Below are 26,967 nucleotides of genomic sequence, written 5' to 3' on the forward strand. Positions count from 1 at the left end.
TTAAGCGCTGACCGCCGTCTTGTGCGGCTCGTGCCGGTTCTTGAGCACCTGCGGCGCCAGCGAACCGATGAACATGCCGGCAAACGCCGCCAGCAGGCCCGCCAGCTGGCCCGGGAAGACTTCGCCCAGCGGCGAGATCTGCGGGAAGAACACGATCCACGTGGCGATGCCGGCGACCAGCGACAGGATCGCGCCCTGCGTCGTCGCGCGCTTCCAGTACAGGCCGGTAACGAGCGGCACGAAGGCGCCGACGAGGGTCACCTGGTACGCGGACGACACGAGGTCGTAGATCGACGTGCCCTTCATCGCGATGGCGTAGGCCAGCACGAGCGAGGCGAACACGACGATGGTGATGCGCATCGCGAGCAGTTGCTGGCGGTCGTTCATGCCCGGGCGCAGGTTTTTCAGGATGTTTTCCGTGAAGCTCGTCGACGGGGCCAGCAGGGTGGCCGACGACGTGCTCTTGATGGCGGACAGCAGGGCGCCAAAGAACAGGATCTGCATGATCAGCGGCATCTTCGTCATCACGAACGTGGGCAGCACGCGCTGGTAATCGCTCTTGGCCAGTTCCATCGCATCATTGCCCATCACGATCACGGCGCACGCGACGACGAACATCGGCACGAACGCGAAGATGATGTAGCTCGCGCCGCCGATCACGGCACCCGCGCGGGCGGTGGGGGCGTTCTTGGCGGACATCACGCGCTGGTACACGTCCTGTTGCGGGATCGAGCCCAGCATCATCGTCACGGCCGAACCGACGAAGAAGGCGATGTCGGTGAATTTTGCTTCCGGCAGGAAGTGCCACAGGTTCGCGTTGTGGGCCATGTCGATGACGGCACCGGTGCCGCCGGCCAGTTTCGCCGAGAACACGGCGATGATGGACAGGCCGACCACGAGCACGATCATCTGGATGAAGTCGGTGATGGCGACGGCCAGGAAGCCGCCGATGACGACATAGATCAGCACGGCGAGCGTGCCGACGATCATGCCGGCCGTCTCCGACATCGCGCCGCCCGTCAGCACGGAGAACACGAGGCCAAGCGCCGTGATCTGCGCCGCCACCCAGCCGAGGTAGGACAGGATGATGGCGGCCGAGCAAAAGACTTCGATGCCCTTGCCGTAGCGGGCGCGGTAGTAGTCGCCGATCGTCAGCAGGTTCAGTTTATAGAGGCGGGCGGCGAAGAACAGGCCGACGAGGATCAGGCAGGTGCCGGCGCCGAACGGGTCTTCCACCAGCGCGCCCAGGCCGCCCTGCACGAATTTCGCCGGGATGCCCATCACGGTTTCGGCGCCGAACCAGGTCGCGAACGTCGTCGTGATGACCATGATCAGGGGCAGGCTGCGGCCGGCGACGGCGAAGTCGGACGTGTTCTTGATCCGCGTGCCGGCCCAGACGCCCAGGCCGAGCGTACCGAGCAGGTAGAGCACAACGGACGTAATCAGAATGGTGTTCATATCGGTGTGCTCCGGGCGCGGAATAGAAAATGCGGGTGGGAAAAATTCGCGATTATAGCGGCAGAAATCGGCATTTGGATCGATTTTGTTTGCTAGTATCGGCCTGACAACACGTTGTAATCTGCACGGAGTCATTATGACCACGCAAAGCTGGCATGAGCGTTCCAAAAGGGTGCAAATCGACGGCCGCGCCGTCATCGGAGGCCGGCGTGCCGACGCGCTCTCCGGCGCCCGTTTCGACAATATTTCTCCCATCGACGGCCGTAAATTGGGCGACGTGGCCCGCTGCGATGCGGCCGACGTCGATGCCGCCGTCGCCAGCGCCCGCGCCGCCTTCGAGGATGGCCGCTGGGCCGGCAAGGCCCCCGCCGAGCGCAAGCGCACCCTGATCCGCTTCGCCGACCTGATGCTCGCGCACGAGGACGAACTGGCCCTGCTGGAAACCCTCGACATGGGCAAGCCCATCCGCTACAGCAAGAGCGTGGACGTGCGGCTCGCCCAGAACTGCATCCGCTGGTACGGCGAGGCCATCGACAAGATCTACGACCAGGTCGCGCCGAGCCCGCAGGACAGCCTGGCGCTGATCACGCGCGAACCGGTCGGCGTCGTCGCCGCCATCATCCCGTGGAATTATCCGATGCTGATGGCTGCGTGGAAGATCGGGCCGGCACTCGCCGCCGGTAACAGTGTCGTGCTGAAGCCGTCGGAAAAGGCGCCTTTGAGCTCTCTGCGGCTGGCCGAGCTGGCGCTGGAGGCGGGCGTGCCGGAAGGCGTATTCAACGTGCTGCCCGGCTACGGCGACGAGGCAGGCAAAGCGCTCGCGCTGCACATGGACGTCGACTGCATCGGTTTTACCGGTTCCACGCGCGTGGGTAAGCAGATCCTGCAGATGGCGGGGCAGTCGAACCTGAAACGCGCGTGGACGGAACTGGGCGGCAAGTCCGCCAACATCGTGTGCGCGGACTGTCCCGACCTCGACGCGGCAGTGGCGGGCGCCATCGGTTCCATCTATTTCAACCAGGGCGAAAGCTGCAACGCGCCGTCGCGGCTGTTCGTCGAAGAGTCGATCCGCGAAGCCTTCCTCGACAAGGCCCTCGCCTTGATCCCGCAGTATGCGCCGGGCGACCCGCTCGACGAATCCACCGTGATGGGCGCCATCGTCGATTCGATCCAGATGAAGACCGTGCTGGGCTTCATCGAAGACGGCAAGGCGGCCGGCGCGCGCCTGCTCGCGGGCGGCAACGCGGCGCGCGCGGAGACGGGCGGCCTGTACATCGAACCCACGCTGTTCGACGACGTGGACGCGACGATGCGCATCGCGCGCGAGGAAATCTTCGGGCCCGTGCTGTCCGTGCTGTCGTTCACGGACCTTGACGAGGCCGTGCGCCAGGCGAATGCGACGCCGTACGGCCTGGCGGCGGCCGTGTGGACGTCCGACATGAGCAAGGCAATCCGCACGTCACGCAAGCTGCGCGCGGGCACCGTGCATGTGAACCAGTACGACAACGACGACATCACGGTGCCGTTCGGCGGGTATAAACAGTCGGGCAATGGGCGGGACAAGTCGCTGCATGCGTTCGACAAGTACACGGAACTGAAAACCACGTGGATTCAAATTTGACAGCTACATGCAAAACCGTCGCCCCTGCGCAGGCAGGGGCCCAAGTTTTTTGCGTGGCCATGTACGCGAAATTGGGTCCCCGCCTCTGCGGGGACGACGTTTCATGTGCGCAGGCGACGTTTTAAATCGCCATCTCCCGCAGCACCTTCGACGCCTCCCGGCTCGCCGTCAGCACGGCGCCATCGCGCATCGTGATCTCGAGCTGCGATTGGTCGTCCGCGCGCATGGAGTCGACGAAGTCGAGGTTCACGAGCGCCGAGCGGTGGATGCGGATGAAGCGGCCCGGGTCCAGTTGCGCTTCCAGTTCCGAGATCCCGATGCGCACGAGGAAGGTGTGGCCGCGCGCGGCGATCGCCGTGTATTTCGCATCCGCCTTCAGGTAGGCGATCTCGTTCACGGACAGCGGAAAGATGCGGCCGCGGTCGCGCACGAGGATGCGTTCGATGCGTGCCGGCGCATGCTGCACCGCCTGCGCGAGCGCGCCGTCGACGAGGTCGCGCGCGGGGACGGACGATCCCGGCATCTCCAGCAGGCGCGCGACGGCCGCGTCGAAGCGGGCACGCGTGAACGGTTTGAGCAGGTAGTCGACGGCATTCAGTTCGAACGCGGTGACGGCGTACTGGTCGTACGCGGTCGTGAACACGATGTCCGGCACGACGGCCAGGCGGCGCAGCACGTCCAGGCCCGTCATCTCGGGCATCTGGATGTCCATGAAGACGATGTCGGGGCGGATGCGGTCGATCTGCGCGAGCGCGCTGGCGCCGTCCGCCGCTTCGCCCACGAGGCGCAGGCCCGCATGGGCGTAGATGAAGTCGCGCAGGACGTCGCGCGCGAGCGGTTCGTCCTCGGCGATGAACACGGTCCGGGCATTCATGTGAATTCCTTGTCGTTGGCGGGCAGGGGAATGGCCATCGTGACGACGAAGCCGGCGCCCGGTGCCGTCTCGATGGCGAGGCCCTCGTCGGTGCCGTATTCCAGTTGCAGGCGGCGCTCGACGGTGCGCAGGCCCAGGCCGTTCGACGCGCGCACGCGGCCGATGTCGGCGCCGGGGCCGTCGTCGCCGACGGACAGCACGAGCTTGCCCGTGCGCGCATCGAGGCGCGTGCGGATCAGCATCCGGCCCGGCCGGCTGTGCGGATTGAAGGCGTGCTTGATGCTGTTCTCGACGAGCGGCTGCAGCGACAGCGCGGGCAGCAGGTGGCTGGAGGCGGCGTCGTCCAGTTCCCAGTCGACGTGCAGGCGCGATCCGAGGCGCAGGCTTTCCAGTTCCAGGTAGTCGCGCACGAAGCGCAGTTCGTCGTCCAGCGTCACGCGGTCGTTGCCCGTCTTTTCCGTGTCCAGCACGTAGCGCAGCATGTCGGAGAACTGGAACAGCGCGGTCTCGGCGGCGTTCGGGTCCTTGCGGGTCAGGGCGATGATCGAGTGCAGCGTGTTGAACAGGAAGTGCGGATTGAGCTTGCTGCGCAGCGCGTTCAGCTCCGTCGCGACGAGGAGCGCGTGCGCCTGCTGCACCGCGACTTCCTGGCGGCGGCGGGCATCGTTGGCGCGGATCATGTGGAACGTCGTCGCGATGACGCCGTAGCTCATCATCGCGTACAGCACTGGCCAGACGTAGAACGACAACGGCTGCGTCGCGCCATAGATCAGCGCAGGCAGGGCGTACGAGAGAATGCCATAGGCCGGCGCACCCACGCCGTGGATCAGGCATCGCGTCGCGAACGAGGTGTTCCTTCGCTCCATCCACCCGCTGAGCGGCCAGTGCAGGGCCAGCACGAGGGCCTGCGGCACGATCCACAGCATCGGGACCAGGCCGCGCCAGCCGTAGCCTTGCTGGCTGGGGTCGGCGAGCCGCAGCACCACCGCGAGCAGCAGCATGTACGCGAGCCAGCCGCAGGCGTAGTTGCGCCACATGCGGGCGGTCGGCGTCTTCATGGTCGTCGTCAGCTGTTCCATGCAGAAAGTATGACGCAGGACGGCGGCGGGCGCGATGTCCTTGACGCGAAGTGCGGTATCGCGGCAACGAATTGAGGAAACGGGACAGTCCGACCCGCGCGCGGCCTAAAAATCGCCGATGCTATATTGACCCGCATCGAGTCAAGCGAGAGCGTGATGGATTCCGAAGCGCATAATCCGATGCGCGATTTTCTGCGCGAACACAATATCCACGAAGTCGAGTGCGTCATCGCCGATATGACGGGCATTGCCCGCGGCAAGATCCTTCCGAAAGACCTGTTCCTGGCGGGCGAGCACATGCGGCTGCCGAAGAGCGTACTGCTGAACACGGTCCACGGCGAACAGCCGAACAACACGCCGTATGTCGGCTCCATCGATCCCGACATGGTCTGTGTCCCCGACCCTGCCACGATCCGCGTCGTGCCCTGGGCCACGGAGCGCGTGGCGCTCGTGATCCACGATTGCACGAACTTCGACGGCACCCAGGTCGACCTGGCCCCGCGCTCCGTGCTGCGCCGCGTGCTGGGCCTGTACGCCGAACGGGGCTGGCGACCCGTCGTGGCGCCGGAAATGGAGTTTTACCTCGTCGCACGCACGACGAATCCGCACGAGCCGCTGAGCCCGCCGACGGGCCGCAGCGGCTTCACGGAGCAGGGCCGGCAATCCTATTCGATCGATGCCGTCAACGACTTCGATCCATTCTTCCTGGAATTGTCGGCGTTCTGCAAGCAGCACGAGCTCGGGGTCGAGACGCTGATCCACGAGGCCGGCGCCGGCCAGATGGAAATTAATTTTACGCATGGGGACGCGCTGGAACTGGCCGACCGCGTGTTCCTGTTCAAGCGGGCCGTGCGGGAAACGGCGCTGCGCCACGGCATCTTTGCCACATTCATGGCCAAGCCGATGGAGACGGAGCCGGGCAGCGCCATGCACGTGCACCAGAGCATCGTCGACGCGGACGGCCGCAACATCTTTTCCAACGAGGACGGTTCGGAAAGCGTGCTGTTCCGCCACTTCATCGGCGGGCTCGAACGCTACGTGCCGGCGGCGACCCTGCTGTTCGCGCCGCACGTGAATTCCTACCGGCGCCTGTCGCGCTTCCAGTCGGCGCCGATGAACGTGCACTGGGGCTACGACAACCGCACGTGCGGCATCCGCATCCCGAACTCGAACCCGGCCAGCCGCCGCGTGGAAAACCGCGTGCCGGGCGTGGATGTGAATCCTTATCTCGCGATGGCGGCCACGCTCGCCTGCGGCTTGCTCGGCATGGTCGAAGGGCTGGAGCCGTCGGCGCCGACGCCCGAGAGCGCGGAACACATCCACGGCGACCTGCCGCGCAACCTCGAGGATGCGATCCTGCAGCTGCGCGGGTGCCCGGCGCTGGCCGACATGCTGGGGCCCTTGTTCGTGCAGGCGTTCTGCGAAGTGAAGGAACTGGAGTTCGCGACGTTTTCGCGCGTGATCAGTTCATGGGAGAGAGAACACCTGATGTTGCTGGTGTGATCACACGCACGGCAGGGTGATCGTCAGCCGCGTATGTCCGTCGCCGGTCTCCATGGTGGCGTCGCCGCCTTGCACTTCGGCCATCAGGCGGATCGAATACGTGCCGAGACCGATGCCGCCCTGCTTGCCGGCCGTCGCGTACTTGTCGAAGAAGCGGCCGCGCATGGTGAGCGGGACTTCGCCCTCGTTGTCGATCACGACATGAAGGCTGCCGGGGCCCGGCGCCACGTCGACCTTGATCGTGCCGCCCGGCGGCGCCGCCTCGGCCGCGTTCTTGAAGGCGTTCGAGAACATCGAATAGCACAGCAGCGATTCGCCCAGGCAGACGGTGTCGCCCGGCGCGGCGAAGCGGATCGCGATGCGGCGGTCCGTGAACGCGAGCTCGGTCTGCTGCGCGACGCGCGACAGCAGGGCGCCCAGGTCGAACGGCTGCAGCGCCGGCTGGTACTCGCCTTTTTCCATCTTGTGGATGTCGAGCGTGCGGTTGATCATGTCGAGCGCGTGGTTGGCGGCCATCTCGATCATGTGCGCATGGTCGCGCTGTGGATCCGGCAGGTCGCCGGCGAGCAGCGCCTGGCTCGCGTGCAGGGTGACGGCGATGGGGCTCTTGAGGTCGTGGCGCGTCATGCGCTCCACGTCTTCGCGCAGGTGCGCGTTCTCGATCAGCAGTTCGTTCTGGCGCTTCAGGTCGCCCATCGCCGTGGACAGGGCGAGGTGCGTGGCGATGCGTGCCTTCAGGATCGTCGGATCGGCCGGCTTCGACACGTAGTCGACCGCGCCCAGGCGCAGGCCGCCCACGATGTCGTCGACGGCATCCTTCGCGGACAGGAAGATGACCGGGATGTGCGCCGTCCTGGGGTCGGATTTCAAATGGCGGCACGTCTCGAAGCCGTCCATCACCGGCATCATGATGTCGAGCAGGATCAGGTCGATGGGGAAGGCGCCCGCGATCTCCAGCGCCTTGCGGCCGCTGATCGCCACCTTGATCGCATACTCGTCCTTCAGCGCGCCGGCCAGCACCTCGATATTGGTCGGGACGTCGTCCACGATCAGCACCGTGCAGCGTTTCAGGCGCTCGGCCAGCGGCGCCTGCAGGCCGATGACGTCGGCCTGGACGGGCGTCGGCTTCAGCACCGGCGGCGGGGCGCTGTCGGGGCGGGGCACGGGCTCCGGAGCGGGCTCGGACTCTTGCACCGTGCCGATCATCGCCATGAACTTGCTGGCGAAGCTGTGCACGGTGAACGGCTTGATCATGTAGGCGTTGACGCCGGCCTGCAGCGCGCTGCGCACGGAGGCCGGATTCGCTTCGGCCGTCAGCATCATGAACGGCGTCTTCGCATAGCGCGCGTCGCGGCGCATCCAGTGCAGCAGGTCCAGGCCGCTCATCACCGGCATGCCCCAGTCGCCGATGACGATGTCGATCGGCTGCTTGCGCATGAGGTCTTGCGCGGTCTTGCCGTTCTCGGCCTGGAACACGTTGGAAAAGCCGAGTTCCGTCAGGACCTGGCGCACCGCGGTGCGGATCAGGAGATAGTCGTCGACGATCAGGATGGCGGCGGACTTGTGCATATTTTTCTAATAATGAATGCCGCGAGTGTAGCAACGATTGCAGCGCGAACCAACCATCAGGTCGCTGATATGCATGAATGTGCATGTTTGTATTGATTCTTGCAGGTTCGTGCGTAAACGTGTACAGTGCGTGCATTCTAGGAGAAACACATGCAATTGGCGGAAGAACGACGGCAACACATCGTCGACACGGTCGAGCAGCAGGGCAAGGTGCTGGCGGCCGAACTGGCGCAGCGGTTCAACACATCGGAAGACACGATCCGGCGGGATTTGCGCGACCTGGACGCGGCGGGCCTGCTGCGCCGCGTGCACGGTGGCGCGATGCGGCGCACGCAGCCGGTGCCCAGCTTCGGCCAGCGGCTTGACGCCGACGAAGCGCGCAAGGAGATGCTCGCGCGTGCGCTGGCCGACAGCGTGCAGCCGGGCGACACGGTCCTCGTCGATGCCGGCACGACGAATCTTGCGTTCGCGCGCCAGCTGGAAGACGGCCGGGCCGCGACCATCATCACCAACAGTCCGCAGATCGCGCTGGGCCTGGGCCACCTGCGCAGAACGCGCGTCGTGCTGCTGGGCGGTGTGTATTCCGCCCACGTCGGCGCCGTGATGGGCGCGCAGACGCTGGCCGAGATCCAGCGCCTGCGCGTGGACGTTGCGGTCGTAGGCGTGTGCAGCGTCGAGGCCGAGCGTGGCCTGGGCGCGAGCGACCCCGAGGAAGCCATCCTCAAGCAGGCCATCCTGGCCGCGGGCAGCCGGCGCGTCGTCGCCGCGCTGAACGAGCGGCTGGAAGCGCCGGCGCCGTTCCCGATCGCGCCGCTGGCGGACATCGACCGCCTCGTGCTGGAAGCGGATGCGGCGCCCAGCGTCGTCGCACGCCTGCGCAAGGGCGAGCGCGCACCCGACATCGTACTGGCCGCAAGGAGCCGCGCATGAGCCGCATCGACGATACCAAATCCCTCGAACGTGCCCCTGCCGTCGGCCTGAATGCCGCGCGCTGGTCCGTCTCCACGATCTTTTTGCTGAACGGCGCCGGCATCGGCGTGTGGGCCGCGCACGTGCCGCTCGTGCAGGCACGCGCCGGCATCGACACGGGCGTGCTCGGCTTCCTGCTGCTCACCATCGCGGGCGGCGCGATCTCCGCGATGCCGCTGTCCGGCTGGATGGCGGGACGCTGGGGCACGCGCGCCGTCGTCGTCGGCAGCGGCCTGCTGTTCGCGCTCATGAGCGCCGTGCTGATGAACGTGGGCGGCCTCGTGCCGCTGTTCCTTGCGGCGTACGTGTTCGGCGCCAGCAACGGCGTGCTGGACGTGGCGATGAACGCCAACGCCAGCGAGGTCGAGGCGGCGCGCGGCATTCCGACGATGTCGTCGTTCCATGGCTTCTACAGCCTCGGTGGCCTGATTGGCGCGGCGCTCGGCGGCCTGCTGATCGGCGCGGGCCTCGGCGACGGCCGCGGCGCGCTGATGGTCAGCGCCGCCATCTTCGCGGCCGTGCTGGCGTGCGGCGGGCGTTTGCTGGCCGTGCCGCCGGCACCGCATGCGAGCCATTTCGCGCTGCCGCGCGGGCCCGCGCTGTTCCTTGGTTTATTGGCCCTGCTGTGCTTCGCCATCGAGGGCGCGCTCGTGGACTGGAGCGCGCTGCTGCTGAAGGAGCGCACGCAGGTCGACGCGGCGACCGCGGCCCTCGGCTACTCGGCGTTCTCGGTGACGATGGCCGCGTGCCGGTTCGCGGGCGACCGGCTCGTGCTGCGTTTCGGACCGCTGCGTGTGATGATCGTCGGTGGTCTCGGCATGTTCGCGGGCCTGATGCTGGCCGTGGTCAGTACGCAGTTCTGGCTGTCGGCACTGGGCCTCGCGCTGATCGGCCTCGCCGCGGCGAACGTCGTGCCGCTGATCTTCGCGGCGGCCGCGCGCATGCCGGGAATGTCGGCGGGCGGCGGCCTCGCGACCGTCGCCACGCTCGGTTACGCGGGCCTGCTGATGGCGCCGCCGCTGCTCGGGGCGATCGCGGCGCACACGAATATCGCCATGGCGCTGGGCATCCTGTCGTTGTCGGGGATCGTGATCGCGGCGAATGCGCGTCGCGTCAGGCCGTAACGTATTCCCGTAATACGGTGTAGCTGCGGGCGTGCGATGCGACCAGTGCGTAGTGCATGATCGCCCAGTCGATCGCGGGACCGGCGGCGGAAATGACCGCCCCGTTCGCGCGCCGTGCCATCGTCACGTGCGGGCGATAGGCGCGGGCTTCCGGCGTGAGGCCCAGCGCCAATAAGGCATCGGACAGGCGCGCATGCAGGTCCAGCAGCGCCTGCGGTTCGCCGAGCGGCTCGATCCACGCGATGCCGCTGCGCTGCAGCGTGGGGCGGCCGAACTGCAGGTCGAACGGTTCGAAGGGCACCTGGAAGCCGTCCAGGAATTCGGGCAGCCGCGCGGTGGGCTGGTTGCCGAGGAAGTGCAGGGTCACGTGCAGCTTGTCGGTGTGGACGGGCGCCGCGCCGCGCGGCCACGTCCACGCGTCGCGCCACGCGCGCAACTGGTCACGCACGGCATCATCCGGCCACAGGGCCAGGAAGAGGCGGGTGGTGTCCCCTTGCGCGCTCATGGCATCAGAAGCAGTGTTCCGGCGCCGGGAAGCTGCCGTCCTTCACGGCGGCGACATAGGCCTGCACGGCCGCGTCGATGCTCGTCTGGCCTTCCATGAAGTTCTTCACGAAGCGCGCCTTGCGGCCCGGGAAGACGCCCAGCAGGTCGTGCATCACGAGCACCTGGCCGGAGCAGTCCGGACCCGCGCCGATGCCGATCGTCGGCACCTGCAGGATGCCCGTCACTTCCTTGCCCAGTGCCGCGGGCACGGCTTCCAGCAGCACCATCGCCGCGCCGGCCTCCTGCAGCGCCAGCGCGTCGCGCTTGAGCTGTTCCGCGCCTTCGTCGGTCTTGCCCTGCACGCGGTAGCCGCCCAGCTGGTGGACGAATTGCGGCGTGAGGCCGATGTGCGCGCAGACGGGGATGCCGCGCTCGGTCAGGAAGCGCACGGTCTCGGCGAGCCAGGCGCCGCCCTCGATCTTGATCATCTGGGCGCCCGCGCGCATCAGCGCGGCGCAGCTGTCGTAGGCCTGCTGCAGGGTGCCGTAGGTGCCGAAGGGCAGGTCGGCCAGCACGAACGCGTTCTTGCGGCCGCGTACGACAGATGCCGTGTGGTAGGCCACGTCGGCCACCGTCACGGGCAGCGTGGAGTCGTAGCCGGCGCACACCATGCCCAGCGAATCGCCGATCAGCAGGATGTCCACGCCGCAGCGGTCCATCAGCGACGCGAAGCTGGCGTCGTAGCAGGTGAGCATGGCGATCTTCTCGCCGGATGCGCGCATCGCCAGCAGCGCGGGCAAGGTCACGGCCTTGCGTGCCGGTGCTTCGTTCGTCGAGGTGCCGCCCAGATAAGCGCTCATAGTATTCCTTTGCAAATCAAAATAAGCCGTGCCGGAGGATCGCCCCGGCGTGCCACGCGTCCGGGCAGGCATGCGGTCACAGGCGTGCCCGGTATCGTTTGTTAAGATGCGCGATCTTACCCGAAAACGCTGCCCGCCAATGGCCACGACCATCCTCATCATCTTCCTCATCGTCTATCTTGGCATGATTCTCGGCGGCCTGCCGTTCCTGCGCCTCGACCGGACCGGCGTCGCGCTGCTCGGCGCGATCGCGCTCATCAGCATCAACGCGCTGAGCCTGGAGCAGGCAGTGGCCTCGATCCATTTGCCGACGATGGCCCTGCTGTTCGCCTTCATGGTCGTGTCGGCACAGATGCGCCTCGGGGGATTCTACGACTGGGTCACGCAAAAACTGGCCGGCCTGGCGCTGAGTCCCGCCAGCCTGCTGGGCGTGCTGATTGGCGTCTCCGCAGCGCTGTCGGCCGTCTTCAGCAACGACATCGTCTGCCTCGCGATGGCGCCGCTGCTCGTCGACGCCTGCCGCCAGCGCCAGCTCGCGCCGGTCCCGTATCTGCTGGCGCTCGCGTGCGCCTCCAACATCGGCTCCGCCGCGACGCTGATCGGCAATCCGCAGAACATGCTGATTGGCCAGACGATGCGGCTGTCGTTCGACGGCTACTTCCTCGATGCGATCCTCCCGGTTGCACTGGGCCTCGCCGCATGCTGGGTGCTGATCACGTGGCAGACGAAGGGACGTTGGGAAGAAAAGGCAGCCGTCGTGGAACCCCGGGCCGCAACGGTCCCTTTCGATGCGTGGCAGACGACCAAGGGCCTGCTGATCGCGGGCGCGCTGCTGGTGGCCTTCCTCGTCGCGCCGTGGCCCCGCGAGCACATGGCGCTGATCGGCGCGGGCATCCTGTTGATGAGCCGCCAGCTCCGTTCGCAGAACATGCTGGGCCTCGTCGACTGGGAATTGCTGGTGCTGTTCATGAGCCTGTTCGTCGTGAACGCCGCCTTCCAGAGCACGGGATTCACGGCGCAGGCGATCGCCTGGCTCGCGTCGCTCGGCGTGGGGCTCGATGAGCCGGGAACGCTGTTCGCCGCCACGTTCGTGCTGTCCAATCTCGTGTCCAACGTGCCCGCCGTGATGCTCCTGATGCCCGTCGTGCACCACCCGCTGGGCGGCGTGATGCTGGCACTGGTCAGCACCCTGGCGGGCAACCTGCTGATCGTGGGGAGTATCGCGAACATCATCGTCGTCGATGCGGCGGCACGGCGCGGCATCGTCATCGACTGGAAGCGCCACGCGCGCGTGGGCGTGCCGGTCACGTTGATGACCCTGGCCGTTTCCGGCGTGTACCTGGCGCTGCGGTTTTAAGCGAGGCGGGCGATGCCCTGGTCGCCGACCGTTGCGAGCAGGGCGCTCACGGCACCGCGGCCGGGGATGACGAGATCGGGTGCCACTTCGGCGAGGGGCGCGAGCACGAACGCGCGCTCGTGCATGCGGGGGTGAGGGACGATCAAGGTCGGCGCATCGTCGATGATCTCATCGCCGTAGAGGAGCAGGTCGAGATCCAGCGTGCGCGGCGCGTTGCGGTAGGGGCGTTCACGGCCGTGCGCCTGTTCGATGGCGAACAGCGCCTGCAGCAGGGCGTGCGCATCGAGGTCGGTGTCGAGCATTGCTACGGCGTTGACGTAGTCGTCGCCCGACGAATCGATGGGGGCCGTGCGGTACAGCGACGACGTCTGCACGAGCCGCGCACCGGGCAGGCGCGCCAGGCGCTCGAGCGCATCGAGCACGTTTGCGCGCGCGTCACCGAGGTTGGCGCCGATGCCGACCCAGGCGATCATTCGCCGCTCGCCGCCTGCGGTGTGTCTACCGGTGCCCCGCCTTCACCCTCGGCGCGGCGCGGACCGCGGCGGCGCGGGCGTTTCTTCTGGCTGGAGGATGGCGTGTCGCGCGTCGAATTGATCAGGCGTTCGCGCTCGGCGATGTCGCCGGCGTAGAACGTCGCCCACCAGTTGCCGATCTCCGCATCGAGCTCGCCCGATTCGCAGCGCAGCAGCAGGAAGTCGAAGCCGGCGCGGAAGCGCGGATGCTCGAGCAGTTTATAAGGCGTCTTGCCGGTGCGGCGCTCGAAGCGCGGCTGCATGGCCCAGATGTCGCGCATGTCGGTGGCGATGCGGCGCTGCAGGGCGAGGTTGTCCGTCTGGTTGTCGAGGACGTCGTCCGCCGCCAGGTGCAGGGCGGGGATCGGCGCTTCGCCGGCCGCGCGGTAGGCGTTCCACTTTTCCAGCACCTGGTGCCACAGCAGCGACGCGAACAGGAAGCCCGGCGACACGCCCTTGCCGGCTTTGACACGCGTATCGGTGGATTCGAGGGCCAGCGTCACGAATTTCATGCCGATCGGCTGTTCCAGCACGACGTCCAGCAGCGGCAGCAGGCCGTGGTGCAGGCCGGACGAGCGCAGCTCCTTCAGGCAGGCCAGCGCGTGGCCGCTCATCAGGAGCTTGAGCATTTCGTCGAACACGCGCGCGGCCGGCACGTTGTTGATCAGCGGGGCCATCACGGGGATCGGCGCGCGGGTCGCGGGCTCGATGGTGAACTGCAGCTTGGCCGCGAAACGCACGACGCGCAGCATGCGGACCGGGTCTTCGCGGTAGCGTGCTTCCGGCTGCCCGATGATGCGCAGGACCTTGGCGCGGATGTCTTCGATGCCGCCGTGGTAGTCGAGCACCGACTGCGTGGCCGGGTCGTAGTACATGGCGTTGATCGTGAAGTCGCGGCGCTCGGCGTCTTCGTGCTGCGGACCGAAGTTATTGTCGCGCAGGACGCGGCCATGCTCGTCCTTCGGCGCGTTGTCGCTGCCCTTGCCGCGGAACGTGGTCACCTCCAGCAGGTCCTGGCCGAACATCACGTGCACGATCTGGAAGCGGCGGCCGATGATGAAGGCGCGGCGGAACAGCTTTTTCACTTCCTCGGGCGTCGCGTCGGTGGCGATGTCGAAGTCTTTCGGCTTCACGCCCAGCAGCAGGTCGCGCACGGCGCCGCCGACGACGAACGCCTTGAAGCCGGCTTCCTGCAAGGTCTGCGTGACGCGCACCGCGTTGTTCGACACGAGCTTCGGATCGATGCCGTGCTGCTCGGGCCCGAGGATGACGGGTTCGGTCGGGTCGCGCTCGTCTTTGACGCCCAGGATTTTGCGGATGAATTTTTTAATCATTGAAGAGATGCAGTGAAGTCCAGCCGAGGGCGGTGGCGTGTTGGCTCAGTTTCTCGCTCGGATTGGTCGCGACCGGGTGGGAGACGACCGACAGCAGCGGGATGTCATTGTGCGAATCGCTGTAGAACCAGCTGCGTTTGAAACTGTCGAACGGGCGGCCCAGGCCGTCCAGCCAGGCGTGCATGTGCGTCACTTTACCGTGGCCCTGCGTGGGCGTGCCGGCCAGCTTGCCGGTCGGGTGGCCGCGCCCGTCCAGCTCGGGACGCGCGGCGATCAGGTGCTCGACGCCGAATTCCTGTGCGATCGGCGCGGTGACGAACGCGTTGGTCGCGGTGATGATCGCCACGAGGTCGCCCGCGTCCTGGTGCTTGCGCACGAGGTCGAGCGCCTTCGGGCGGATCGCCGGCTTGACCACGTCGCGCATGTATTGCGCCTGCAGGTCCTTCAAGTGGGCCGGGTCGAAGCGGGCCAGCGTGCCGAGGGCGAATTCGAGGTATTCGACCGGATCGAGCGTGCCGGCGTTGTACTGCGCGAAGAAGGCGTCGTTGCGGCGCTGGTGTTCGGCCGCGTCGACGACGTTCTCACGGACGAGGAACTGTCCCCATTCGTAGTCGGAATCGATCGGCAGGAGGGTGTGGTCGAGGTCAAACAGCGCGAGGTCGTTCATTCTTTTGGTTCGGAGTGTGGACTGCCGGGATTGCCCTGAAGCAAGAGATCGCGCAGCAGCGGTACCGTGACCGGACGCTGGGTCTCGAGCGAATACTGGTCGAGCGCATCCAGCATGGTCGACAGGGAGCGCATGTCGCGCTTGAAATGGGACAGCAGATAGGGTAACACGCTGGCGGACAGCGTCAAACCGCGGGCCTCGGCGGCCTGCGTGAGCGCGGCGATCTTCTGGTCGTCGGACAGGCCGTGGATCTGGTACACGAGACCCCAGCCCATGCGCGTCCGCAGGTCTTCGCGCACCGGGAGCACGGCCGGCGGCACCGGCCCCGTGCAGACCATGTAGGCGCCATGTTCGCGCACCTGGTTGAACAGGGCGAAGGCGTCGATCTGGCGCTCGGGCGAGAGCTGGTCGACGTCGTCGACGAGGTACAGGCTCACGTCCGGTGTCAATACGAAGTCGTCCGCACCGGCAGTGGCTGCGATGTAGCGCGCGCCATCGGTGGCGGCGAGGCCCTGCAGCAAATGCGTCTTGCCGGCGCCCGTTTCTCCCCACAGGTAGCAGAAATGCTCGCGCGATGCGCGCTGGGCGAACTGGTGCATCAAATGCGCCATTTCGGCATTTTCCCCTATCTGGAAGGTGTCGAGGCTTTGCGCCGGCTCGGCGCCCAAATCGAGCACCAGCTGTTTCATGGCTCGGTTCTCATCCTGTCGTGTGCGTATGAACTAGGCATTATAAAAGCTGCTGCGCAGATAGTGGCGTTTCAAGTGACGGAATGCCACCATCAGCACGGCCGACGCCGGCAGCGCCAGCAGCACGCCCACGAAGCCGAACAGCTGGCCGAAGGCGAGCAGGGCGAAGATTACGGCCAGCGGATTCAGGCCGATGCGCTCGCCCACGAGACGCGGGGTGAGGAAAAACCCTTCGATCACCTGGCCCGCGCCATAGATCACCGCGACGGCGATCACGCCGCTCCAGTCGGAAAACTGCAGGATGGCGGCCGTCAGCGCCAGCACGAGCCCCAGGCCGTAGCCGAGATAAGGGATGAAGACGAGCAACCCCGTCAGGATACCGACCGGCAGCGCCACCTCGAAGCCCGCCAGCGCCAGCGCCGCCGAGTAGTACAGGGCCAGCACGAGCATCACGAGCAGCTGGCCGCGCAGGTACTGGGCCAGCAGCGCGTTGACTTCCTGGGCCATGCCCACCGTCTGGCGCACCCAGCGGCGCGGCACGGCGTTTTCCAGCTGCAGCAGCAGGCGGTGCCAGTCCAGCAGCAGGTAGAACAGCACGACGGGGATCAGGATCGCCGTCGCAATCCAGCCGAGCAGGGCGCTGCCGCCCACGCGCGCGGACGCGAGCACGGTGGTCCAGATCTCGTCGCTGGACGTCATGATCTGCTGCGTGAGGATGGTGCGCAGGCTGCTGCCGTCCAGCTTGATGTGGATGCCCAGCTGCGCGAGACGGGGCGACAGGATGGTGTCGACGCGGGCCAGCGCGTCCGGGATCTGGGCCTGCAGCAGCGGCAATTCCGTGCGCAGCACCGGCACGACGATCAGCACGAGGGCGGTGACGGCCGCCAGGAACGCGACGATCACGACGACGACGGCGAGCGAGCGCGGCAAATGGAACTTGCCGAGGCGCGTGCGTTCGAGCCGGTCGACGGCGCCGTTCAGGGCGTAGGCGAGGATGGCGGCGGCGATGAACGGGGTGAGGATGGGCCCGAGGGCGTACAGCAGCAGACCGCAAGCCAGCCAGACTGCCAACCAAAACGCCGACTGTTTTTGCTCCGGGCTGAGGGAAAAAGGCATGTAGTTGTTGTTCTTGACCGTTAAAACGGTGCCTTGGCAGGCCGTTTTGATAAAATAATGGATTGACCGACTGGCTACCACCGGTGCACGCCGTCTAATGCCCAGTTGTCAACCGCCTACTATTTTACCGCCTCCGCTGCCAAATACCATGAGCCAACCATCTAATGTTTCTCTCTCCTACCGCGACGCTGGTGTCGATATCGATGCCGGCGACGCCCTGGTCGAAGCGATCAAACCTTTTGCCAAGCGCACCATGCGCGAAGGCGTGCTCGGCGGCATCGGCGGTTTCGGTGCGCTGTTCGAAATCAGCAAGAAGTACAAGGAACCGGTCCTCGTGTCCGGCACCGACGGCGTCGGCACCAAGCTGAAACTGGCGTTCGAACTGAACCGCCACGACACGGTCGGCATCGACCTCGTCGCCATGAGCGTCAACGACATCCTGGTGCAGGGCGCCGAGCCGCTGTTCTTCCTGGATTACTTTGCTTGCGGCAAGCTGGACGTGCCGACCGCGACCGCCGTCGTCAAAGGCATCGCCACCGGCTGCGAACAGGCCGGCTGCGCCCTGATCGGCGGCGAAACGGCCGAAATGCCGAGCATGTACCCGGACGGCGAATACGACCTGGCGGGCTTCGCCGTCGGCGCTGTGGAAAAATCGCAGATCATCGACGGCACCAAGATCGCCCCGGGCGACGTCGTGCTGGGCCTGGCTTCGTCGGGCATCCACTCGAACGGCTACTCGCTGGTGCGCAAGATCATCGAAGTCTCGAAGCCGGACCTGGAAGCCGACTTCCACGGCCGCAAGCTCTCCGACGCGCTGATGCAGCCGACCCGCATCTACGTCAAGCCGCTGCTGGCGCTGATGCAGTCGATGGAAGTGAAGGGCCTCGTGCACATCACGGGCGGCGGCCTCGTCGAGAACATCCCGCGCGTGCTGCAGGATAACCTGACGGCCGTGCTCGACAGCAAGTCGTGGACCCTCCCGCCGCTGTTCCAGTGGCTGCAGCAGCACGGCGGCGTGGCCGACGCCGAGATGCACCGCGTTTTCAACTGCGGCATCGGCATGACGGTCATCGTCTCGAAGGAAAACGCGGACGCGGCCGAAGCGCAGTTGAAGGCGGCCGGCGAGACCGTGTACCGCATCGGCGAGATCCGCGCGCGCGGCGAAGGCCAGGCGCAGACGATCGTCGAATAAGTTCGCGCATGCGATGAAAAACGGGCGCCGCGTGGCGCCCGTTGTCGTTGCAGGGTATGAAATCAGCCGCGCTGGCGGCGGCGCAGGCGGAAGGCGGCGCCGCCCAGCGCGAGCAGCGCCAGGCTGCCCGGTTCCGGCACGTCCGCCGTCACCTCGCGCGTCGTGTACTGGAAGACGGCGCTGCGGCCGGTGAAATAAAAGCCGTCCGGCGTGTCGTACAGGATGCGCAGGCTGTTCCCCGTGAACGTCAGGACCGGGTCGACGGCGACGTCTTCGGTCAGGTCGTTCGAGACCAGCGACAGCCCGGAGATGACCTCGTTCTTGTCGAACTTGATGTTGGAAATCAGGGCCGTGAAGTTCTCGAAGTCGAACAGGTCCTGCGACGTGAGGGTCAGCGTCTGCGCGACCGGATCGAGGTCGATCCAGACTTCGCCGCCGCCCCAGCCGGACGGGTTGCCGACCACCGCGCCCGCGCCCAGCTCGACGCCGGCGCCGACGGCCTGGCCGGCGGCCGTGAATGTCTTCGGCCCGAAGTTAAAAGGCGCGCAGACGGCGCAGTAGGGCAGACCGGCGGACGTGCCGAAATCGGCCTTGACGATCGCGGCGTTGGCGCTGGCGCCGGCCAGCGCGAGCAACAGGAACATGAGTTTTTTCATCGTTGTTTTCCTTGGTGGATTAATGGAGGGCCGGCTCGGCCTGCGCCACGCCGACGACGACGGCGCCATCGGTGACCGGCGTAAAGTTGGGTGAGAAATTGCTGGCGTTGAGCGCGCCCGCCGTCACGTTCTTCAGCAGCAGCAGCGTCGTGAAACTCTGGCCGTTGGCGGCGCCGTCCTGGTCCCACTGGAACTCGGTGTCGGTGCCGTTCTGGTGCAGGCGCAGGAAGCCGCCGGCGAACGGGTCCGAGCCGCCGGCGTAGCCGCTGGAATAGGCGAGGATATTGCCGATGTCGACCTTGTCGCCGCCCGTGCCGGCCGTGAAGTCGGCGATGGTGACGACGGCGTTGGCGCTGTTCGGGTAGTAGTAATAGATCAGGTCGTTGTCCGCGCCGGTCGTGATGGTCTGGGCATTGTTCGAACCGTAGACGTAGAACGTGTCGCTGCCACTGCCGCCGTCGATGACCGATTGCGACGACGTGCCATTCAGGTCGAACGTGTCGTTGCCCGCGCCGCCGTGGAACGCGTTGACGCCCTGGCTGTCGGACAGGTAGTCGTCGCCGTCGCCGCCCATGAGCGTGTCGTTGCCCGCTTCACCGGACAGGTAATCGGCATCGCCGCCGCCCAGCAGCAGATCGTTGCCGGCGCCGCCGTACAGTTGGTCGTTGCCGAGGCCGGCGTCGAGCGTGTCGTTGCCCTGGTAGCCGTAGAGATAGTCGTTGCCGTCCAGCGCATTGAGCGTGTCGTTGTTGACCGTGCCTTGCATCTGTTCGCCACTGGTCGTGCCGGTGAGCGTCACCCCGACGCCCGTGCCGTTGGGGTTGTATGCCGGGTTGAAGTTGTCCAGCTTGAAGTTGGTCGCGGTCGTGTTCTGGAACGTCATCAGCGTCTTCCACGTGCTGCCGCTGCCGGCACCGTCCTGGTCCCACTGGAGCCAGGTATCGTTGCCGTCCTGCTGCAGGCGCAAATAGCCTGTGGCGAACGGATCGGTGTCGCCGGCGTAGCCGCTCGAGTAGGCGATGATGCTGCTGAGGTCGACCCGGTCGCCGCCGGCGCCGGTGGCGAAGTCGGTGACGGTGACGACGGCATTCGTGCTGCTCGGGTAGAAGAAATAGAGCAGGTCGCTGTCGGCGCCCGTCGTGATGGTCTGGGCATTGCTCGAACCGTAGACGTAGAAGATGTCGCTGCCGCTGCCGCCGTCGATGATCGATTGCGACGACGTGCCGTTCAGGTCGAACGTGTCGTTGCCCGCGCCGCCCTGGAGCGTGTTGACGCCCTGGCTGTCGGACAGGTAATCGTTGCCGTCGCCGCCCATGAGCGTGTCGTTGCCCGCGTCGCCGTACAGGTAGTCGTCGTCGGCGCCGCCCAGCAGCAAATCGTTGCCGACGCCGCCGATCAGATAGTCGTTGCCGGCACCGCCGTCGAGCTTGTCGTTGCCCTGGTAGCCGTAGAGCGCGTCGTTGCCCTCCAGCGCATTGAGCGTGTCGTCGTTGACCGTGCCGTCCAGTTGCTCGCCGCTGGTCGTGCCGGTGCGCGTCACGCCGACGCCCGTGCCGTTGGGGTTGTACGCAGGGTAGAAGTTGTCCAGCCTGAAGTCGGTCGCGGTCGTGTTCTGGAACGTGATCATCGTCTTCCACGTCCCGCTGCCGCTCGCGCCGTCCTGGTCCCACTGGAGCCATGTATTGTTGCCGTCCTGCTGCAGGCGCAGATAGCCCGTGGCGAACGGGTCGGTGTCGCCGACGTAGCCGCTGGAGTAGGCGATCAGGTGGCCGAGGTCGACCCTGTCGCCGCCGGCGCCCGTAGTGAAGTCGGTGACGGTGACGATGGCGTCGGCACCGGCGTTGGTCGGGTAGAAATAATAGATCAGGTCGCTGTCCGTGCCGGTCGTGATGGTCTGGGGATTGCTCGAACCGTAGACGTAGAACGTGTCGCTGCCGCTGCCCCCATCGACGATGGACTGTGACGGCGCGCCGTTCAGGTCGAGCGTGTCGTTGCCCGCGCCGCCGTAGAGCATGTTGATGCCCTGGCTGTCGGACAGGTAGTCGTTACCGTCGCCGCCGATCAGCGTGTCGTTGCCCGCCTCGCCGTACAGGTTGTCGTCGCCGTCGCCGCCGATCAGCGAATCGTTGCCGGTGCCACCTGCCACGTAATCGTTGCCGAGGCCGGCGTCGAGCGTGTCGTTGCCCTGGTAGCCGTAGAGATTGTCGTTGCCGTCCAGCCCGTGGATCGTGTCGTTGTTGACGGTACCTTCCAGCGAATCGTTGGCCGTGGTCCCGGTGAGGGTGATGCCCTGGCTCGTGCCGTCCGGGTTGTACGCCGGGTAGAAGTTGTCCAGCTTGAAGTTCGTCGCCGTCGTGTTCTGGAACACGATCATCGTCTTCCACGTGGTGCCGCCGCCGGCGCCGTCCTGGTCCCATTGGAGCCAGGTGTCGTTGCCGTCCTGCTGCAGGCGCAGATAGCCCGTGGCGAACGGATCGGTGTCGGGGACGTAGCCGCTGGAGTAGGCGATGAAGTGGCCGAGGTCGATCTTGTCGCCGCCGGTGCCCGTGGTGAAGTCGGTGATGGTGACGACGGCGTTGGCGTTGGTCGGGTAGTAGAAATAGACCAGGTCGCTGTCGGCCCCCGTCGTGATGGTCTGGGCATTGCTCGAGCCGTAGACGTAGAACGTGTCGAGGCCGCTGCCGCCGTCGATGATCGATTGCGACGACGAGCCGTTCGCGTCGATGATGTCGTTGCCGGCCCCGCCGTACAGTGCGTTGATGCCCTGGCCGTCGGACAGGTAGTCGTTGCCGTCGCCGCCGATCAGCGTGTCGTTGCCCGCTTCGCCGTACAGGTTGTCGTTGTCGTCGCCGCCCAGCAGCGAATCGTTGCCGGCGCCGCCGAACAGGACATCGTTGCCGAGGCCGGCGTCGAGCGTGTCGTTGCCCTGGTAGCCCTGGAGATTGTCGTTGCCGTCCAGCCCGTAGATCGTGTCGTTGTTGACCGTGCCGTCCAGCGCTTCGCCGACGGTGGTGCCGGTGAGGGTGATGCCCTGGCTCGTGCCGTCCGGGTTGTAGCCCGGGTTGAAGTTATGCATCGTGAAGTCGGTCGCGGTGGCGTTCTGGAACACCATCATCGTTTTCCACGTGGTGCCGCCGCCGGTGCCGTCCTGGTCCCACTGGAGCCAGGTGTCGTTGCCGTCCTGCTGCAGGCGCAGATAGCCTGTGGCGAACGGATCGGTGTCGCCGACGTAGCCGCTGGAGTAGGCGATGAGGTGGCCGAGGTCGATCTTGTCGCCACCGGCGCCGGTGGTGAAGTCGGTGATGACGATGGCGGTGCCGGCACCGGCGTTGGTCGGGTAGTAGAAATAGACCAGGTCGCTGTCGGCCCCCGTCGTGATGGTCTGGGTATTGTTGGACCCGTAGACGTAGAACGTGTCGCTGCCGCTGCCGCCGTCGATGACCGATTGCGGCGACGAGCCGTTCGCGTCGATGGTGTCGTTGCCCGCGCCGCCATAGAACGCGTTGATGCCCTGGCCGTCGGCCAGGTAGTCGTTGCCGTCGCCGCCCACGAGCGTGTCGTTGCCCGCTTCGCCGTACAGGGTATCGTGGCCGTCGTTGCCTTCGATGGAGTCGTTGCCCTCGTGGCCGAAGATGACGTCGCTGCTTTCCAGGCCGTAGATCAGGTCGTCGAGCGCGGTGCCGTACAGCGTGTCGGGGCCGGGCGTGCCGCGGATGGCGCCGACCACGCTCAGCGTGAAATGATCATGCGCCGTGGCGCCGTTCTGGTCGGTGGCCGCGATGTCGAGCGCGAACGGCGTGACGTTGGTCGTCGCCGGTGCCGTGCCGCTCAGCGTGCGGGTGGCCGCGTCGAAGTGCAGCCAGGACGGCAGCGCGGTGCCGTCGTCGAGCTTCAGGCTGTACGTCAGCGCCGCATTCGCGTCGACGTCGGCGAAAGCCGTCGCGGGGACCGTGTAGCTGAAGGCCGTGCCACCCTCCACGAGCTGGTCGCCCACCGGCGTGACGAGGTAGGGCGTGTCGTTGCTGCCGGCGATCGTCCACTTGACCGTGCCCGTCGTCGTGGTTGCGCCGTCGGACACGTCGTATTCGACCTGCACCGTCGTCGTCTGTCCCTGCGCCAGCGATTGATAGGCAGCGTTCGACGGGTCGAGGGTGAAGCTGTGCGTGGCCGCGTCGTACGTCACGCCGGCCGGCAGGCCGTTATGCAGCGACCCGACCGTCAAGGTCGTGCCGGCATCCTGGTCGCTGGCGTTGGCCAGCGCGTTCAAGACGACCTTCTGGCCGTCTTCCGTCGCGTTGCCGGTGACCGGGCCGCTGACGACGGGCGCATGGTTCGTGGGGACATCCGTGACGCCCGCGATCGTCCACGAGACGGAAGCGGGCGTCGTCGTCGCGCCGTCCGATACGCCGTAGTTGACGGTCACGACCTGCGACTGGCCGTTGTTCAGGGCCTGGTACGCCGCGTTGGACGGATCGAGGCGGAACGTGTGCGTGGCCGCGTCGTACGTCACGCCGTCGGGCAGCGTGGCCGGCATGTTCACGACGGCGAGAACCGCGCCGTTGTCGACGTCCGACGCGCGCGCCAGCGCATCCAGCACGACTGCCGGACCGTCTTCGGTGGCACTGGCCGTGACGGCGCCCGTCACGACGGGGGCATCATTGGCGCCTGTGAGGGTCCAGGAGGCTGTCGCGGCCGTCGTGGCGGTGCCGTCCGAGACACCGTACGTCACCGACACCGTCGTCGTCTGGCCTTGCGCCAGCGCCTGATACGCCGCGTTGGACGGGTCGAGCGTGAACATGTGCGTGGCCGCGTTGTACGTCACGCCGGCCGGCAGCGTGGTCGGCACGTTCACGACGGAGAGGGTGGTGCCGCTGTCGGCGTCCGATGCCCTGACCAGCGCATTCAGGACGACAGTTGCGCCGTCTTCCGTGGCATTGCCCGTGACGGCGCTGCTCACGACGGGCGCATCGTTGGCGCCGGTGACGGTCCAGGACACCATCGCGTTCGTCGTGGCGGTGCCGTCCGAGACGCCGTACGTCACCGACACCGTCGTCGTCTGGCCCTGCGCCAGGGATTGATACGCCGGGTAGGACGGATCGAGCCGGAACGTGTGCGTGGCCGCGTCGTACGTCACACCGGCCGGCAGCGTGGCGGGCACGTTCACGACGGAAAGGGTGTTCGCGTCCGGATCGGACGCGTTGGCGAGCGCGTCCAGCACGGCGGCCGCGCCGTCCTCGGTGGCGGTGCCGCCGACCGGGCCGCTGACGACGGGCGCACGGTTCGTCGGCACGTCCGTCACGCCCGCGATCGTCCAGGAAACGGACGCAGACGTCGTCGCCGTGCCGTCCGACACGCCGTAGTTGACGGTCACGACCTGCGACTGGCCGTCGTTCAGCGCCTGGTAGGCCGCGTTGGACGGATCGAGGGTGAAGGTGTGCGTGGCGACGTCGTAGGTCACGCCCGGCGGCAGCGTGGCCGGCACGTTCACGACGGTCAATGTGGTGCTGCCGTCGACGTCCGACGCCTTCGCCAGCGCGTTGAGCGCGACCGCGCCGCCATCCTCGGTGGCATTGGCCGTGACGGCGCCGGTGACGACGGGCGCATCGTTGACGCCGGTGACGGTCCACGACGCGGTCGCGTTCGTGGTGGCCGTGCCGTCCGAGACGCCATACGTCACCGACACGGTCGTCGTCTGGCCCTGCGCCAGCGACTGGTAGGCGGCGTCGGTGGGATCGAGGCGGAAGCTGTGCGTGCTCGTGTCGTACGTCACGCCGGCGGGCAGCATGGCCGGCACGTTCACGACGGAGAGCGTCGCGCCGCTGTCGGCATCCGAGGCCCGGGCGAGCGCATTCAACACGACGGCCGTGCCGTCTTCGGCCGCATTTCCCGTCACGGCGCCGCTGACGACAGGCGCGTCATTCGTGCCGGTGATGGTCCAGGAGGCCGTCGCGGCCGTCGTGGCCGTGCCGTCCGAGACACCGTACGTCACCGACACCGTCGTCGTCTGGCCCTGCGCCAGCGATTGGTAAGCGGCGTTCGACGGGGCGAGGCTGAAGCTGTGCGTGGCGGCGTCGTACGTCACGCCGGCCGGCAGCGTGGCCGGCACGTTCACGACGGAGAGGGTGGTGCCGGCGTCGACGTCCGACGCCTTGGCCAGCGCATCCAGGACGACGGCTGCGCCGTCTTCCGTGGCATTGCCCGTGACGGCGCTGCTCACGACGGGCGCGTCGTTCGCGCCGGTGATGGTCCACGACGCCGTCGCGCCCGTCGTGGCCGAACCGTCCGAGACGCCGTACGTCACCGACACCGTCGTCGTCTGGCCCTGCGCCAGGGATTGATACGCCGGGTAGGACGGATCGAGCCGGAACGTGTGCGTGGCCGCGTCGTACGTCACACCGGCCGGCAGCGTGGCGGGCACGTTCACGACGGAGAGGGTGTTCGCATCGGGATCGGACGCGTTGGCGAGCGCGTCCAGCACGGCGGCCGCGCCGTCCTCGGTGGCGGTGCCGCCGACCGGGCCGCTGACGACGGGCGCACGGTTCGTCGGCACGTCCGTCACGCCCGCGATCGTCCAGGAAACGGATGCAGACGTCGTCGCCGTGCCGTCCGACACGCCGTAGTTGACGGTCACGACCTGCGACTGGCCGTCGTTCAGCGCCTGGTAGGCCGCGTTGGACGGATCGAGGGTGAAGGTGTGCGTGGCCGCGTCGTAGGTCACGCCCGGCGGCAGCGTGGCCGGCACGTTCACGACGCTCAGGACAGCACCGCTGTCGACGTCCGACGCCTTCGCCAGCGCATCCAGCGTCACGGCCGTGCCGTCCTCGGTGGCATTGCCCGTGACGGCCGCGCTGACGATGGGCGCGTCGTTACTTCCGGTCACAACGATCGTCAGGGTCGTCGTCGCGCCGGCACTGCCGTCGGTCACGCCGTAACTGAAGATATCGGTGCCGGTTTCTCCCTGTTTCAAAGCCTGGACGGCCAGGCTGGCATTGTTCAGGGTGTATTCGTAGGCGCCATCGGCGCCGATGACCAGGGTGCCGTATTTGCCGTTGAAGGTACCCGGCTGGACCACGTTCAATACCGTCCCCGCATCGGGATCCGTATCGTTGGCCAATGCATTGCCGACGAGTTTCAGGATGGCCGAGTCTTCGCCGATCGTCCCCTGATCCGGGTTCGCCACGGGGACGCCGTTCACGAAGGCGGCGACGCCGAGGAAGTCCTTGGTATCCAGCGTGACCGCCACGTTCTTCAGCGCGATCTTCAGGTCGGCCACGCCGTCGCCGTCGGTGTCCGCGAACACGTGCACGTCTGCCCCGGACTGCGCCTGCCAGACGCCGTGCGCCGCCGGATTCGTGCCGGTCCAGCGCAGGCCCGTGAAGGCGCGCAAGTCGATCTTGTCCTGGCCCGACTGGAAATCGAGGATGGCATCCGTGGCGGCGGCGGTGGAATCGCCGGCGGTTTCATAGACGAAGAGATCGCCGCCGGCACCGCCTTCCAGCACGTCGGCGCCGCCGCGTCCCGCCAGCGTGTCCGCCGCGGCGCCGCCGCGCAGCACGTTGGTGCCCGCGGCACCGGCCAGCCAGACGGCTTCCGCGGAGGTGCCGGCATCGACGTTCTCGAAGCCCGTGACGGTGACGACGCGTGCCGTGGCATCCTGGTTGCCCAGCGCCAGATCGATGCGCACGGCCTGCTTCGCGAGCAGGGTATCGGTGCCGGTGCCGCCGTCGATCACGCTGCCGCGGTTCGAATCGTTCTGGTACACGATCGTATCGTTGCCGCCGCCGCCTTTCAGCGTGTCGGTGCCCCCGCCGCCATCGATATAGTCATCGCCGTCCGTGCCGTTGAACACATCGGTCCGCCGGGTGCCAGTGAAATTCGCCATCGTTCGTTCCCTCTCAGTG

19 protein-coding genes are annotated in these 26,967 nt (G+C 66.9%); 6 read left to right on the forward strand and 13 right to left on the reverse strand.

Annotation, left to right across the window (positions count from 1 at the left end; all coding sequences use genetic code 11):
• The gene (locus P0M04_RS11590) at positions 1-1,458 is read right to left on the reverse strand and encodes a high affinity choline transporter 1 (RefSeq protein WP_259450628.1); all 1,458 of its coding nucleotides are present in this window, start codon (positions 1,456-1,458) and stop codon (positions 1-3) included.
• A 136-nt stretch (positions 1,459-1,594) separates the two neighbouring features.
• Between P0M04_RS11590 and P0M04_RS11595 the strand changes: the two genes are divergently transcribed.
• Positions 1,595-3,079: an aldehyde dehydrogenase gene (locus P0M04_RS11595; RefSeq protein WP_259450629.1), complete on the forward strand. Its 1,485-nt coding sequence runs from the start codon at positions 1,595-1,597 to the stop codon at positions 3,077-3,079.
• 121 nt (positions 3,080-3,200) lie between these two features.
• On the opposite strand, the gene P0M04_RS11600 is transcribed toward P0M04_RS11595, so the two are convergent.
• Together P0M04_RS11600 and P0M04_RS11605 are read right to left on the reverse strand one after the other, a co-directional pair.
• Complete coding sequence (locus P0M04_RS11600) at positions 3,201-3,953, reverse strand: LytR/AlgR family response regulator transcription factor (protein ID WP_259450630.1); 753 nt, start codon at positions 3,951-3,953, stop codon at positions 3,201-3,203.
• Positions 3,950-5,011 carry a sensor histidine kinase gene (locus P0M04_RS11605; protein ID WP_259450631.1) on the reverse strand — a complete coding sequence of 354 codons (1,062 nt, stop codon included), beginning with the start codon at positions 5,009-5,011 and terminating at the stop codon, positions 3,950-3,952. The genes P0M04_RS11600 and P0M04_RS11605 overlap by 4 nt, the downstream gene beginning before the upstream one ends.
• A 177-nt stretch (positions 5,012-5,188) precedes the next feature.
• Here P0M04_RS11605 and P0M04_RS11610 point away from each other — a divergent pair, with 177 nt between their 5' ends.
• Complete coding sequence (locus P0M04_RS11610; protein ID WP_259450632.1) at positions 5,189-6,535, forward strand: glutamine synthetase family protein; 1,347 nt, start codon at positions 5,189-5,191, stop codon at positions 6,533-6,535.
• Here P0M04_RS11610 and P0M04_RS11615 read toward each other — a convergent pair whose 3' ends face one another.
• Positions 6,536-8,104, reverse strand: a complete 1,569-nt coding sequence (locus P0M04_RS11615; RefSeq protein WP_259450633.1) for a response regulator — start codon at positions 8,102-8,104, stop codon at positions 6,536-6,538.
• Between the two features lie 150 nt (positions 8,105-8,254).
• On the opposite strand from P0M04_RS11615, the gene P0M04_RS11620 reads away from it, so the two are divergent.
• Together P0M04_RS11620 and P0M04_RS11625 are read left to right on the forward strand one after the other, a co-directional pair.
• Entirely contained in the window at positions 8,255-9,034 is a 780-nt protein-coding gene (locus tag P0M04_RS11620; protein ID WP_259450634.1) for a DeoR/GlpR family DNA-binding transcription regulator, read from the forward strand.
• Positions 9,031-10,197: an MFS transporter gene (locus P0M04_RS11625; RefSeq protein WP_259450635.1), complete on the forward strand. Its 1,167-nt coding sequence runs from the start codon at positions 9,031-9,033 to the stop codon at positions 10,195-10,197. The genes P0M04_RS11620 and P0M04_RS11625 overlap by 4 nt, the downstream gene beginning before the upstream one ends.
• Here the strand turns inward: P0M04_RS11625 and thpR are convergent.
• Both thpR and panB read right to left on the reverse strand, forming a co-directional pair.
• Entirely contained in the window at positions 10,187-10,702 is a 516-nt protein-coding gene (gene thpR, locus P0M04_RS11630; protein ID WP_259450636.1) for an RNA 2',3'-cyclic phosphodiesterase, read from the reverse strand. The genes P0M04_RS11625 and thpR overlap by 11 nt on opposite strands.
• A 4-nt stretch (positions 10,703-10,706) precedes the next feature.
• A complete protein-coding gene (gene panB / locus P0M04_RS11635) occupies positions 10,707-11,543 on the reverse strand; it encodes a 3-methyl-2-oxobutanoate hydroxymethyltransferase (RefSeq protein ID WP_259450637.1) in 837 nt (278 codons plus the stop codon).
• Positions 11,544-11,682: 139 nt separating this feature from the next.
• On the opposite strand from panB, the gene P0M04_RS11640 reads away from it, so the two are divergent.
• Positions 11,683-12,900: an anion transporter gene (locus P0M04_RS11640; RefSeq protein WP_259450638.1), complete on the forward strand. Its 1,218-nt coding sequence runs from the start codon at positions 11,683-11,685 to the stop codon at positions 12,898-12,900.
• Here P0M04_RS11640 and folK read toward each other — a convergent pair.
• The 5 genes from folK to P0M04_RS11665 are packed head-to-tail and all read right to left on the reverse strand — an operon-like array spanning position 12,897 to position 17,218.
• Positions 12,897-13,373 carry a 2-amino-4-hydroxy-6-hydroxymethyldihydropteridine diphosphokinase gene (folK, locus tag P0M04_RS11645; RefSeq protein ID WP_259450639.1) on the reverse strand — a complete coding sequence of 159 codons (477 nt, stop codon included), beginning with the start codon at positions 13,371-13,373 and terminating at the stop codon, positions 12,897-12,899. The two genes, P0M04_RS11640 and folK, sit on opposite strands and share 4 nt — an antisense overlap.
• Positions 13,370-14,746 (reverse strand): polynucleotide adenylyltransferase PcnB, encoded by a 1,377-nt coding sequence (pcnB, locus tag P0M04_RS11650; RefSeq protein ID WP_259450640.1) that lies wholly within the window; start codon positions 14,744-14,746, stop codon positions 13,370-13,372. Before pcnB ends, folK begins: the two co-directional genes overlap by 4 nt.
• On the reverse strand, positions 14,739-15,413 hold the full coding sequence (locus P0M04_RS11655; protein WP_259450641.1) for a histidinol-phosphatase: 675 nt from the start codon (positions 15,411-15,413) through the stop codon (positions 14,739-14,741). Before P0M04_RS11655 ends, pcnB begins: the two co-directional genes overlap by 8 nt.
• Positions 15,410-16,102 carry a DnaA regulatory inactivator Hda gene (gene hda, locus P0M04_RS11660; protein ID WP_259450642.1) on the reverse strand — a complete coding sequence of 231 codons (693 nt, stop codon included), beginning with the start codon at positions 16,100-16,102 and terminating at the stop codon, positions 15,410-15,412. Before hda ends, P0M04_RS11655 begins: the two co-directional genes overlap by 4 nt.
• A 33-nt stretch (positions 16,103-16,135) precedes the next feature.
• Positions 16,136-17,218 (reverse strand): AI-2E family transporter, encoded by a 1,083-nt coding sequence (locus tag P0M04_RS11665; protein ID WP_259450643.1) that lies wholly within the window; start codon positions 17,216-17,218, stop codon positions 16,136-16,138.
• 148 nt (positions 17,219-17,366) lie between these two features.
• On the opposite strand from P0M04_RS11665, the gene purM reads away from it, so the two are divergent.
• On the forward strand, positions 17,367-18,410 hold the full coding sequence (gene purM / locus P0M04_RS11670) for a phosphoribosylformylglycinamidine cyclo-ligase (protein WP_259450644.1): 1,044 nt from the start codon (positions 17,367-17,369) through the stop codon (positions 18,408-18,410).
• 62 nt (positions 18,411-18,472) lie between these two features.
• Here the strand turns inward: purM and P0M04_RS11675 are convergent, their stop codons facing one another.
• A complete protein-coding gene (locus P0M04_RS11675; RefSeq protein WP_259450645.1) occupies positions 18,473-19,066 on the reverse strand; it encodes a PEP-CTERM sorting domain-containing protein in 594 nt (197 codons plus the stop codon).
• 19 nt (positions 19,067-19,085) lie between these two features.
• Positions 19,086-26,948 (reverse strand): VCBS domain-containing protein, encoded by a 7,863-nt coding sequence (locus tag P0M04_RS11680; protein ID WP_281042406.1) that lies wholly within the window; start codon positions 26,946-26,948, stop codon positions 19,086-19,088.
• Positions 26,949-26,967: the final 19 nt, after the last annotated feature.

Source organism: Telluria mixta, assembly GCF_029223865.1.
GTDB classification, from domain to species: domain Bacteria; phylum Pseudomonadota; class Gammaproteobacteria; order Burkholderiales; family Burkholderiaceae_D; genus Telluria; species Telluria mixta.

Bases quoted from the DNA above. Each gene is read 5' to 3' on its own strand.
- P0M04_RS11640 (WP_259450638.1), top strand. From the start codon at position 11,683: ATGGCCACGACCATCCTCATCATCTTCCTCATCGTCTATCTTGGCATG.
- P0M04_RS11615 (WP_259450633.1), bottom strand. From the start codon at position 8,104: ATGCACAAGTCCGCCGCCATCCTGATCGTCGACGACTATCTCCTGATC.
- pcnB (WP_259450640.1), bottom strand. From the start codon at position 14,746: ATGATTAAAAAATTCATCCGCAAAATCCTGGGCGTCAAAGACGAGCGC.
- hda (WP_259450642.1), bottom strand. From the start codon at position 16,102: ATGAAACAGCTGGTGCTCGATTTGGGCGCCGAGCCGGCGCAAAGCCTC.
- P0M04_RS11655 (WP_259450641.1), bottom strand. From the start codon at position 15,413: ATGAACGACCTCGCGCTGTTTGACCTCGACCACACCCTCCTGCCGATC.
- P0M04_RS11610 (WP_259450632.1), top strand. From the start codon at position 5,189: ATGGATTCCGAAGCGCATAATCCGATGCGCGATTTTCTGCGCGAACAC.
- P0M04_RS11675 (WP_259450645.1), bottom strand. From the start codon at position 19,066: ATGAAAAAACTCATGTTCCTGTTGCTCGCGCTGGCCGGCGCCAGCGCC.
- purM (WP_259450644.1), top strand. From the start codon at position 17,367: ATGAGCCAACCATCTAATGTTTCTCTCTCCTACCGCGACGCTGGTGTC.
- P0M04_RS11600 (WP_259450630.1), bottom strand. From the start codon at position 3,953: ATGAATGCCCGGACCGTGTTCATCGCCGAGGACGAACCGCTCGCGCGC.
- P0M04_RS11605 (WP_259450631.1), bottom strand. From the start codon at position 5,011: ATGAAGACGCCGACCGCCCGCATGTGGCGCAACTACGCCTGCGGCTGG.
- P0M04_RS11595 (WP_259450629.1), top strand. From the start codon at position 1,595: ATGACCACGCAAAGCTGGCATGAGCGTTCCAAAAGGGTGCAAATCGAC.
- P0M04_RS11665 (WP_259450643.1), bottom strand. From the start codon at position 17,218: ATGCCTTTTTCCCTCAGCCCGGAGCAAAAACAGTCGGCGTTTTGGTTG.
- panB (WP_259450637.1), bottom strand. From the start codon at position 11,543: ATGAGCGCTTATCTGGGCGGCACCTCGACGAACGAAGCACCGGCACGC.
- thpR (WP_259450636.1), bottom strand. From the start codon at position 10,702: ATGAGCGCGCAAGGGGACACCACCCGCCTCTTCCTGGCCCTGTGGCCG.
- P0M04_RS11590 (WP_259450628.1), bottom strand. From the start codon at position 1,458: ATGAACACCATTCTGATTACGTCCGTTGTGCTCTACCTGCTCGGTACG.
- P0M04_RS11620 (WP_259450634.1), top strand. From the start codon at position 8,255: ATGCAATTGGCGGAAGAACGACGGCAACACATCGTCGACACGGTCGAG.
- P0M04_RS11625 (WP_259450635.1), top strand. From the start codon at position 9,031: ATGAGCCGCATCGACGATACCAAATCCCTCGAACGTGCCCCTGCCGTC.
- P0M04_RS11680 (WP_281042406.1), bottom strand. From the start codon at position 26,948: ATGGCGAATTTCACTGGCACCCGGCGGACCGATGTGTTCAACGGCACG.
- folK (WP_259450639.1), bottom strand. From the start codon at position 13,373: ATGATCGCCTGGGTCGGCATCGGCGCCAACCTCGGTGACGCGCGCGCA.